We start from the raw sequence: 10,732 nt of genomic DNA, 5'->3' as shown, positions 1-10,732 counted from the left end.
TCGGCTTCCGCAACCTCACCAACTACATCGCCCGCAGCCTGCTCGAGACCGGCGGCTTCAGACCCCACCTACACCCTCATCTGTGAAGAGCCGGTGATCGGGCGCGCCGCCGGGCGCACCATCGACGAGGAGTCGATGTCGGCCACCCGCTTCGTGACCCACCTGCGCTATCTGTTCGTCCGGTTGCAGCGCAACGCCCAGATCGACCACACCTCTGCGGAACTCATTGCGGCCATCAAGGCGGCCGACCCAGCGGCGGCGTCGATCACCGGCTCGGTGGCCTATCTCATCGAAGCGCGCAGCACCACGACCCTGACGCCCGATGAACGGGCCTATCTCACCTTGCACGTTTCCCGACTGCTGGCCGAGTTGCCAGCCGAGGACCCTCCGAACAGACCCTCCCCGCCGAAGCCCGACACGCAGGGCTGAGTGCCGGCGGCCCGCCAGGTCAGCCCCAGCACAACGGCCGGTCGGCCCGAGGTCACATCTCGATGGCAGGTGGTGCCGCAGGGCGGCGGAAACGGGAGTAGTCCACCGTGCCCTGGGCGCCGGCGGTGAAGACCCGCTGCACTTCCTCCTGCACCTGCGTCATCTGGCGCATCAACTCGGTCATCTGGGCCGCCCGCTCGCGCATAGCCTCCATCTCGTTCTCCAGCTCGATGATGCGCCGGATGCCGTTGAGATTGATGCCCTCCTCCTGGGAGAGGTGCTGGATGAGCCGCAGCCGGGAAATGTCGCGCGACGAGTAGCGCCGTCCACGGCCCTTGGTGCGCTGCGGCACGACCAGCCCCATCCTGTCGTAACCCCGCAGTGTCTGCGGATGCATGCCCGCCAGCCCGGCGGCCACCGAGACACTGAAGATGTGGGCGTCCTGGTCAATCACCTCAGGAAGCCTGGAGGACTTCATCGCATCGCTCGATTCATCGCACGACCTGGCTCATCGCGACTCCCCGACCAGGTTCACCCGCGGGTTTGCCTCGCGCACTGCGGCGCGATAGGCCTCCAGCGCCTCCTTGGCGGAACTGCTGAGGCTGGACGGCACCTGCACCTCGATCGTCACGAGCAGATCGCCATACTCGCCGTTGGCCTTGCTGACGCCGCGACCGCGTACCCGGAAAGTACGCCCGTTGGGCGTGCCCGCGGGGACCCGCAGCTTCACCGGCCCCGACTGCAGGGTGGGAACCTCCACCTCGGCCCCGAGCGCGGCCTCCGGGAAGGTGACCGGAACGGTGACGGTGAGATTGTCGCCACTGCGCCCGAAGATGGGATGGCCGTTCACATGCACCACCACATACAGATCGCCATTCGCCCCGCCGTTCTCGCCACGACTGCCCTTACCCTTTACGCGGATGCGCTGCCCATCGGTCACGCCGGCCGGCACCCGCACCTGCATCGTGCGCGTCGAGGTGGCTCGCCCGGAACCATGGCAGACCTCGCACGGGTCGTCCACCACCAGTCCGCGCCCATGGCAGGTATGGCACGGCTCGGACAGCGAGAAGACACCCCCCGCGCTGGTCGGCTGCATCCCCGAGCCCTGACAGGTGGGGCACATCCGCGGCATCGTGCCCGCTTTCGCTCCGGTTCCCCGGCAGGCCGGGCACGGCTCGTCGCTGACCATCTGCATCCCCACAGTGGTGCCCTTGACCGAGTCGAGGAAGCTGATCGTCACCTCGCCCTCGACATCGGCGCCGCGGCGTGCCGAGCGCATCGTGGTGCGCCGGGCGGTGCTGGGCCCCTGGTTGAACAGGCCGCCCAGCAGGTCCCCCAGACCTCCCTCGCCCATCGTGGCGCCGCCACCCATTGTGCGGAAGATGTCGTTGACGCCGCCGGCGCCGCCCTGGGAGCCGTGCGGGAAGTGGAAGCCACCGCCCAGGCGCCTCGTCTCGTCGTACTCCTTGCGCTTGGCCGCGTCGCTGAGCACGTCGTTCGCCTCGGATGCCTCCTTGAAGCGCTCCTCGGCACGCGCGTCGCCTGGATGCTGATCGGGATGGTTCTCCCGGGCGATCTTGCGGAAGGCCTTCTTGATCTGCTCCGGCTTGGCATCCTTGGGCACGCCCAGCACCTTGTAGTAGTCCTTCTCCAGCCAATCCTTGGTGCTCATCGATGCCCCCTGTCAACCAACTCAGTTGCTCGTGGTGCCCGGGCCCGCCGCGGTGTCGTCATGGGGCGTGCCGGGCTGGTACTCGGGCTCCTCATCCTGCTGGCCGGCGGCCTCGCCCGTGCCCTGCGGGGCCTGTCCCCCCTCTGCCGATTCTCCGCCCGCCTGGTCCCCGTTCGGCACCGAGACCACCACGCGGGCCGGGCGGACCTCGACGCCGTTGAGCTCGACACCCTTTTGCATCACCTCATGAATGAGCATCTCGCCCTCGCCGGGCACCGGCACCTGCATGAGGGCCTCGTGCCTGCGCGGGTCGAACTCCTCGCCGGCCTCGCCGTAGAGGGAAAGCCCGTGCTTGGCGGCCAGCCGGCCCAGCTCGTCGGCGACCAGTTTGAACCCGCCGGTCAGTTCCCCGTGGGCCGAGGCCTGGTCGATCGCGTCGAAGACCGGGACGAGATCGCGCACCACGGATTCGATGCCCCGGTTTCGGGCAAGATCGCGGTCACGGTCGACGCGGCGCTTGTAGTTGACGTACTCGGCCTGCAGGCGCTGCAGATCGCCGGTCCGCTCCGCGACGAGCGCCTTGAGCTCGTCAACCGGATCGGCCGAGGCCTCATCCGCATCCGCGTCGTGGTCGGCGCCGGCCGGGGGCTCGGTGGCCTCATTGTCGGCCGTCTTGTCCAGGAACTGCTCGGGTGTCAGCTCGGAGAAGTCCTTGCTGATCCCGTCCTCGGGCCGGTCCTCGCCTGCGCCCTCGGCTGGCTTGTCAGTCATGTCTGTGTCTGCTCCTCATCGCCGGACCGTATCGCCCGGCGGGATTGTCCGCTACTGGAGCGCCCTGTGCCCTCGAGCGCATGAGACCGACGCCGGAGCCGTGAGCCGCACATCGGCCCCGGCTCCGGCGTCACCGATCACTTCTTGTCGTTGTCGTCGTCGACGATCTCGGCATCGACGACGTCGTCATCGCCACCGCTGGGCTGGGAGGACGCATCGGCCTGAGCGCCATCCTGGGGCGCGGACGCCTCGGGCTGGGAAGCCTGCGCCGCCTGGTAGATGGCCTGACCCATGGCCGAAGCCTTCTGGTTCAGATCGTCCATCGCGGAGCGCACCTCGTCATCGTTGTCGGTGCCCTTGAGCGCCTCCTTCAGCTTCTCGATCGCCTCGGTGACCGGCTGCTTGGTCTCGTCGGGGATCTTGTCGCCGTTGTCGCTGATCAGCTTCTCGGTGCGGAAGCACAAGGCATCGGCCTCGTTGCGCATCTCGACGGACTCGCGGCGCCGCTTGTCGGCCTCCTCGTTGGCCTCGGCGTCCTTGACCATCCGGTCGATCTCGTCCTTGCCCAGGGCAGAGCCTCCGGTCACGGTCATCGACTGCTCCTTGCCGGTGGCGGTGTCCTTGGCGTACACGTGGACGATGCCGTTGGCGTCGATGTCGAAGGTGACCTCGATCTGCGGCAGGCCACGCGGGGCAGGCATGAGCCCGGTCAGCTCGAAGTTGCCCAGCGACTTGTTGTCGCGGGCAAACTGACGTTCGCCCTGGTAGACCTGGATCATCACCGAGGGCTGGTTGTCCTCGGCCGTGGTGAAGATCTCCGAGCGCTTGGTCGGGATCGTGGTATTGCGGTCGATGATCTTGGTCATCACGCCGCCCTTGGTCTCGATGCCAAGGCTCAGCGGGGTGACGTCGAGGAGCAGCACATCCTTGACCTCGCCCTTGAGCACACCGGCCTGGAGGCTGGCGCCCAGGGCCACCACCTCGTCGGGATTGACCGACTTGTTCGGCTCCTTGCCGCCGGACAGCTGCTTCACGAGGTCCTGCACGGCGGGCATCCGGGTGGAGCCACCGACCAGAATGATCTCGTCAATCTGGCTCACGGTGATCTTGGCGTCCTTGAGGACGGCGTTGAACGGGCCGGTGCAGCGATCCAGGAGGTCCTGGGTGAGACGCTGGAACTCGGTGCGGGTGAGCTTCTCCTCCAGGTGGAGCGGGCCGGACTGGTTCGCCGTGATGTAAGGGATGTTGATGTCGGTGGTCTGCGCCTGGGAGAGCTCGATCTTGGCGTGCTCGGCGGCTTCCTGCAGACGCTGGCGGGCCATCTTGTCGTTCGACAGGTCGACACCGGTCTTGTTCTTGAACTGAGTCACCAGCCATTCGACGATGCGCGCATCCCAGTCGTCGCCACCCAGGCGAGCGTCGCCCTTGGTGGCCTTGACCTCGAAGACGCCGTCGGAGATGTCGAGCAGCGAGACATCGAAGGTGCCGCCACCGAGATCGAAGACGAGCACGGTCTCTTCCCTGTCGGCCTTGTCAAGGCCATAGGCCAGGGCGGCAGCGGTGGGCTCGTTGATGATGCGGTCGACCTTGAGGCCGGCGATCTCGCCCGCCTCCTTGGTGGCCTGACGCTCGGCATCCCCGAAGTAGGCGGGCACCGTGATCACTGCATTGGTGACGGTCTCACCGAGATAGGCCTCGGCGTCCCTCTTGAGCTTCTGCAGCACATAGGCGCTGATCTGCTGGGGCTTGAAGTCCTTGCCGTCGATCTTCGTCGTCCAGCTGGTGCCCATATGGCGCTTGACCGAGCGTACGGTGCGCTCCGGGTTGGTGACGGCCTGGCGCTTGGCGACATCGCCGACCAGCACCTCGCCGTTCTTCGCGAAGGCAACCACCGACGGGGTGGTGCGGGCTCCCTCGGCATTGGGGATGACCGTGGGATCGCCACCCTCGAGGACGGCGATGACCGAGTTGGTGGTGCCGAGGTCGATACCTACTGCACGAGCCATTGTTCCTGCTTCCTCCAGTGTCTGGGCGATGACCGCCCCTGTGTCCATGTGCGGGCGATGACCGCCCTGTTGTACGCCCGGTGGTTGCCCACCGGTTGGGGCCCCGATGCCGTTCCTGCCGCAAAGCATCGGCGGCCCACAAGCCTTGTCGCACTCAATCGATGGATCCCTCCATCGCGCACCGCCCGAGCGGCACGCCATTGAGCTTACATCACTCAAGCCCAAACCTTGAGTGCACTGGGCTCAACCGATCTGGAGGGTTCGTTATTCCTGGGTTCGACCACCATCCGGGTTCGACCACGACAGATCTGCGGACGGCTGGCCTCCACGCCTCACCCCGATCCCTGCCCCCAGGTCTCGCATTCGGGACGCAGAAAGGGGCACCCACCGCGGTGGGTGCCCCTGCCATGGACATAGTGCGCCAGCTGCGCCGACGAAGGCTCAGCCCCCTACCCGAGCCAGCCCAGACACGAGCCAGCCCAGACACGAGCCAGCAGGTGCACGAGCCAGCCCAGACACGAGCCAGCCCAGACACGAGCCAGCAGGTGCACGAGCCAGCCGAAGAATGGACCAGTTGCTGGGCCCTCGGCGCAGCTACCCGGTCAGCGCCTCACTGCTGATCGGAGTCCTTCTTGCCGATCCGCCCAAGGGCGTCCTGGACGCCCCTGGCAGCCTCTTCGGCCTTGCCCTTGATGTTCTCAAGGCCTTCCTTGAGCTTTCCCTCGGCCTGGTCGTTACGGCCCTCGGCCTTCAGGTCCTTGTCATCGGTGACTTTGCCGACGCCTTCCTTGATCTTGCCGCCGAACTGCTGTCCCTTGTTCTCGAGATCGGACATCTCGTCTCCTCACTGATCAGGCACGCTCTGGTCATCACTGCTCATCGCGTGGCCACTGGCCGAGCGATGAGCAGCTGGATTCCCCATACCCACTTGGGCAGCCGCCCACACCCCCAGATCTCCGACAACCCGGCCGAGCACACCACCGTCCGAACAAACCCCCGTCCGAATACACCACGCCCGAACAGACCGCCCCGACCTCACACCGCGGCGCCCGACGGACGAGGATCCGGCGAATCAGGCGGATGAGAGGGTGTAGCTTCCCAGGAACCGGCATCTGTGGAGACCGAGGAGTGGCAGAGGAGCGGCAATGGCCATCGCGAACGCCGACCTGACAATCAGGGAGCTGCACGCGGCAGTGGGCCGCTCGGCAGTACTGACGGATCACCAGACCCTGGCAGCACGCAGCAACGATCGTTCCGCCGCCGCCAGCCAGGGCCGGGCCATCGCCCTCGTCCGGCCCCGCGACACCGCGGGGGTCTCGGCGGTGCTCCGGATCGCCGCCACCCATCGCTGTCCCGTCGTGCCCCAGGGCCGGCTCAGCGGCCTGGCCGGGGGCGCCAACGCCGTCGAGGGCGCCATCCTGCTCGACATGACCGGGATGAATGCGATTCTGCGAGTGGACCCGGTCGAGATGGTGGCGGTTGTCCAGCCCGGAGTCATCACCGCCGATCTTGCCGCGCGAGCGGCACGCGAGGGCCTCTTCTACGCTCCGGACCCGGCGTCGGCCACCGAGTGCACCATCGGCGGCAATGTGGCGACGAACGCCGGCGGCATGCGCTGCGTGAAGTATGGCGTGACCCGCGACAGCGTTCGATCCCTGGAGATCGTGCTGGCCGGCGGTGAGGTGGTGCGCACCAGACCGCCGACCGTCAAAGCGGTGGGCGGCCTGGATCTCACCGGGCTGATGGTGGGCAGCGAGGGAACGCTCGCGGTGATCACCGAGATCACCGTTGACCTGCTGCCGGCCCCCGGACCGACGCTGGGAGTCAGCGCCTCGTTCTCTTCCGTGGACGATGCCCTGGACACGGCCAATGCCATCGTCGCAGGGCCGCACCGGCCCAGTGCCCTGGAATTCTGCGATGCCGGCGTCATCGCTGCGCTGCGGGCGAAGGTGCCGGAATCGGGGCTGCCGGCCGACGCCATGGCGTGGCTGCTGGTGCTCACCGACTCAGCGGCCGGAGCCGGGGAGGACGTGCGCTGGTACACCCAGACAGCCCGGGCCCACCGCGCGGTTCGCGTGGACAGCGCCACCGACGCCGGAGCGGTCGAGCGGCTCATGGTGGCGAGGCGGGCCCTCAATGTGGCGATGCGTGCGGTGCGCGGCGGAAGCCTCAACGAGGATGTCGCCATTCCGCGCTCGCGGCTCGGCGAGTTGCTGCGCCGTCTGGATGCGCTGTCCGCGCGGCGGGGAGTGCCGATCGCCACTGCTGGCCATGTCGGCGACGGGAATCTCCATCCGGTCATCCTCTTCGACCCCCACGACCCGGGCCAGGTGGCGGCGGCGCAGCAGGCACACATCGACGTCCTGGCGATGGCCCAGGAGCTCGGCGGAACGGCGACCGGCGAACACGGCATCGGCCTGGAGAAGCTGGGTGCGGTGGACGCCGAGCTCGGCCCGCGGCTCCGCTCGATACAGCGCGGCATCAAAGCGGTGCTCGACCCCCAGGGCCTGCTGAACCCCGGCAAGAAGCTCTAGGCACCGGCCCCGTGACAGTATCGTTGCCATGACGCCTCAGGCCGCTTTGCGCATCCGGCCATTCGCGCCCGAGGACAGCGGCGCAGTGGTAGCCCTCTGGCACGAAGCCGGTGTCACCCGCCCGTGGAACGACCCGCTCGCCGATATCGAGCGCAAACGCGCCGTCCAGCCCGAACTCTTCCTGGTGGCCGTCGATGCGAACCAGCCGGTCGGGGTGATCATGGCCGGTTTCGATGGTCATCGCGGCTGGCTGAACTATCTGGCAGTCGCCGAGCGCTATCGGGGCTCGGGGCTGGGCCGTCGGCTCGTCGAGGCCGCCGAGGCAGAGCTGGCGGCGCTGGGCTGCCCCAAGATACAGCTGCAGGTGTGCCCGGAGAACACGAAGGTCCTCGGCTTCTACGAGCACCTGGGCTACACCTGCTACGAGGTGGTCGACATGGGCAAACGGATTGTCGACGACCTCCACCGCGAGAGCGCCCCCTGACGCGAGGATGAGCAGCTGGTTTCCGCCCGGCAAACCGGCGGTGAACTCTCTCAGATCTTTCTCAGCCACCCCGGGCCAGGAGCGAACGGGCTTGTTAGCGTCGCTTCGTGGCGAGTCGCGCCCACATCGCGGACAAGGAAGACATGATCCCTCAGACAGCTCTCCGGCGCCTTCGGGCTGTCGTGGCCGCGGTGCTCACCGCGGCCTGCTCAACTCTCTCGTGGGCGATGGCCGGCGACTCGGCCCTCGCCGCTCCCGCTGCTGGGGATGCCCACATCGTCATCGACGAGGTCTACGGTGGCGGCGGGAACGCGGGGGCACCGTACACCAACGACTTCGTGGAGCTGTTCAACCCCACTGCGCGCAACGTCGATCTGGGCGGGTGGACGCTGCGCTATTACTCGGCCAGCGGCAATCTCGGCAACTCCTGCACGCTCACCGGAACGCTGGCCCCAGCGGGGTACTTCCTCGTACAGGAAGCCGCGGGCGCCGGCGCCGGTGAGGCGCTGCCCACCTCCGAGGCGACCTGCCCAGCGTCGCTGAGCGCCTCCAAGGGAACCGTCGAGCTCGCCGACGCCAGCGGATCGACGATCGACCTGGTGGGCTACGGAGCAACCAAGCGCTTCGAGGGCGCCGCCGCAGCGCCAGCGCTGGGGAACACCACCGCAGCGCAGCGCGTGGACCACCGCGACACCGACCAGAACGGGGCAGATTTCACTGCCGTGGCACCCGCACCGCACGCCGGCTCGTCAGGCTCGCCGTCCGGCCCGGACTCGCCCACCCCACCTGCGGTCACGGACACCCCGATCGCCGCCATCCAAGGCAGCGGCGACAGTTCTCCGCTCGTCGGACGTCAGGTGACGACAGTGGGCGTGGTGACGGCGGACTACCCCACCGGCGGATTCAACGGCTTCTACCTCCAGACACCCGGGACCGGGAACACCGAGAAGAAGCCCGGTGATGCCTCGGACGGCGTCTTCGTATACGGCTCCTCGATCGCCTCGGATGTGAGGACCGGTGACTGCTACCGCATCAGCGGCACGGTGAGCGAGTTCAACGGGCTCACCGAGCTCAACGATCCGAAGGTGATGGCCACCCTGAGCTGCGCCCCGGTGACTCCGGTGAAGCTGGCGGACTTCCCGGGCAGCGACGCGGCCAAGGAGGCCTACGAGGGCATGCTCGTCGCGCCGCAGGGCGACTACACGATCACCAACAACTATGCGCTCAACCAGTTCGGCCAGCTCGGCCTGGCCGTCGGGGATTCGCCGCTCCGCCAGGCGACCGATGTGGTGCGTCCCGGCACGGCCGCGCAAGCCTATGAGAGCGATAACCTCACGCGGCTCATGACGCTCGACGACGGGTCGAGCTGGAATTATCTGACCAACTCCGCGGCCCAGAACTCGCCCTTGCCCTATCTGTCCCAGGAGACTCCCCGGCGCACCGGCTCGCATGTGCAGTTCACCGAGCCGGTCATCCTCGACTACCGGTACGGATGGAACTTCCAGCCGACCGGACAGGTGGTGGGCGCGCACAGCTCCTTCGTCCCGATCAGCTCTCAGGACACCCGCGACGAGCACGTGCCGGCAGTAGGCGGCGAGGTGAAGCTCGGATCCTTCAATGTGCTCAACTACTTCCCCGATCTGGGGCAGGACGAGCCAGGCTGCACGGCCTACACCGATCGAACGGGCGTGCCGATCAGCGCGAAGGACTGCACCGTGCGCGGTGCCTACAGCCCCGCGGCATTCGCCGATCAGCAGACCAAGATCGTCTCGGCAATCGACACGCTCGACGTGGATGTGCTGGCACTGCAGGAGATCGAGAACCCGGCGCAGGTGGGCTGGTCCGGACATGGCCGCGATGCCGCCGTCGCCGACCTCGTGGCTGCCCTCAACAAGGCCGCCGGGACGACGCGCTGGGCCTATCTGCCCTCACCCGCCGAGGTCCCGGCCGGCGAGGACGTCATCAGGCCGGCCTTCATCTACAACCCGGCGACCATCAGCCCGGTGGGGGCCTCCTCGATCCTCACGTCCAGCGCATTCGACAATGCCAGGAACCCGCTGGCCCAGGAGTTCACGGTCACGCGCAGCGGCCTGTCCTTCGTCGCCATCGACAATCACTTCAAGTCCAAGGGCTCGGGCGTGGACGACGGCACTGGACAGGGTCTGGCGAACACGGATCGGGTGGCCCAGGCGAAGGCCCTGACCAGCTGGGCGACAAGCACTTTCGCCGACAAGCCGGTCTTCCTGCTGGGTGATTTCAACTCCTACTCGCGAGAGGATCCGGTAGAGACCATCGAGAAGGCCGGGTTCACCTCGCTGATCCCCCAGGCCGACACGAGCTATCAGTACTCGGGGCGGATGGGCTCGCTCGACCACGTCTTCGGGAACGCGAGGGCTGCCGCGCTCGTGAATGCGGGTGCCCACTGGCACATCAACGCCGATGAGTCGATTGCCATGGAATACGACCGGCGCAACGAGAATGTCACCGACTTCTTCGCTCCCGGCCCCTTCCGGTCCTCCGATCATGACCCCTCGGTGGTCGGCCTCGTGACGAGCAATGCGAGCGCCGTGCCCCCAGCGAGCAGTGCGGCCCCGCACAGCCCCTCGAGTTCTCCGAGCCAGGCGGAGCAGCTGCCCGGGTCCCCCGCCGCCTCGGCCAACCCGGCCACCCCGCTCGCTCACAGCACGCCGGTGCCCACGAGGACAGCCGCCGACCACCGGGCCGGCGCCGGCCTTCCCTTCACCGGCGGCGAGGGCGGCGCGGCCGTGGCGAGCGCTCTTGCGATGGCAGCCCTTGCCGCGTTCGGGGCTCGCCGGCGCAGCCGCTGAGGCAGGGC

9 protein-coding genes are annotated in these 10,732 nt (G+C 67.7%); 4 read left to right on the top strand and 5 right to left on the bottom strand.

Translation table 11 applies throughout. From position 1 onward, the window contains the following. Positions 1-93: 93 nt before the first annotated feature. The gene (locus BMX93_RS06435) at positions 94-429 is read left to right on the top strand and encodes a PRD domain-containing protein (RefSeq protein WP_177170097.1); all 336 of its coding nucleotides are present in this window, start codon (positions 94-96) and stop codon (positions 427-429) included. A 52-nt stretch (positions 430-481) separates the two neighbouring features. On the opposite strand, the gene BMX93_RS06430 is transcribed toward BMX93_RS06435, so the two are convergent. The 5 genes from BMX93_RS06430 to BMX93_RS06410 form a co-directional block, all read right to left on the bottom strand. Further along, positions 482-907 carry a heat shock protein transcriptional repressor HspR gene (locus BMX93_RS06430; RefSeq protein WP_091969181.1) on the bottom strand — a complete coding sequence of 142 codons (426 nt, stop codon included), beginning with the start codon at positions 905-907 and terminating at the stop codon, positions 482-484. A gap of 30 nt (positions 908-937) precedes the next feature. Next, positions 938-2,101: a molecular chaperone DnaJ gene (gene dnaJ, locus BMX93_RS06425; RefSeq protein ID WP_091969179.1), complete on the bottom strand. Its 1,164-nt coding sequence runs from the start codon at positions 2,099-2,101 to the stop codon at positions 938-940. A 21-nt stretch (positions 2,102-2,122) separates the two neighbouring features. Next, complete coding sequence (locus tag BMX93_RS06420) at positions 2,123-2,872, bottom strand: nucleotide exchange factor GrpE (RefSeq protein WP_091969177.1); 750 nt, start codon at positions 2,870-2,872, stop codon at positions 2,123-2,125. A gap of 137 nt (positions 2,873-3,009) precedes the next feature. Further along, complete coding sequence (gene dnaK, locus BMX93_RS06415; RefSeq protein ID WP_091969175.1) at positions 3,010-4,878, bottom strand: molecular chaperone DnaK; 1,869 nt, start codon at positions 4,876-4,878, stop codon at positions 3,010-3,012. 610 nt (positions 4,879-5,488) lie between these two features. Further along, a complete protein-coding gene (locus BMX93_RS06410; protein WP_091969173.1) occupies positions 5,489-5,713 on the bottom strand; it encodes a CsbD family protein in 225 nt (74 codons plus the stop codon). 310 nt (positions 5,714-6,023) lie between these two features. Between BMX93_RS06410 and BMX93_RS06405 the strand changes: the two genes are divergently transcribed. From BMX93_RS06405 to BMX93_RS06395, 3 genes are all read left to right on the top strand, one after another. Next, positions 6,024-7,412 (top strand): FAD-binding oxidoreductase, encoded by a 1,389-nt coding sequence (locus tag BMX93_RS06405; RefSeq protein WP_091969172.1) that lies wholly within the window; start codon positions 6,024-6,026, stop codon positions 7,410-7,412. A gap of 28 nt (positions 7,413-7,440) precedes the next feature. Continuing rightward, positions 7,441-7,896, top strand: a complete 456-nt coding sequence (locus BMX93_RS06400) for a GNAT family acetyltransferase (RefSeq protein WP_091969170.1) — start codon at positions 7,441-7,443, stop codon at positions 7,894-7,896. 107 nt (positions 7,897-8,003) lie between these two features. After that, positions 8,004-10,724, top strand: a complete 2,721-nt coding sequence (locus tag BMX93_RS06395; RefSeq protein ID WP_218139247.1) for an ExeM/NucH family extracellular endonuclease — start codon at positions 8,004-8,006, stop codon at positions 10,722-10,724. Positions 10,725-10,732: the final 8 nt, after the last annotated feature.

The sequence above is a fragment of the Propionibacterium cyclohexanicum genome, assembly GCF_900111365.1.
Lineage (GTDB): Bacteria > Actinomycetota > Actinomycetes > Propionibacteriales > Propionibacteriaceae > Propionibacterium > Propionibacterium cyclohexanicum.
Note: the sequence above shows the minus strand (reverse complement) of the source record. Positions and strands in the feature narration are given on the sequence as shown.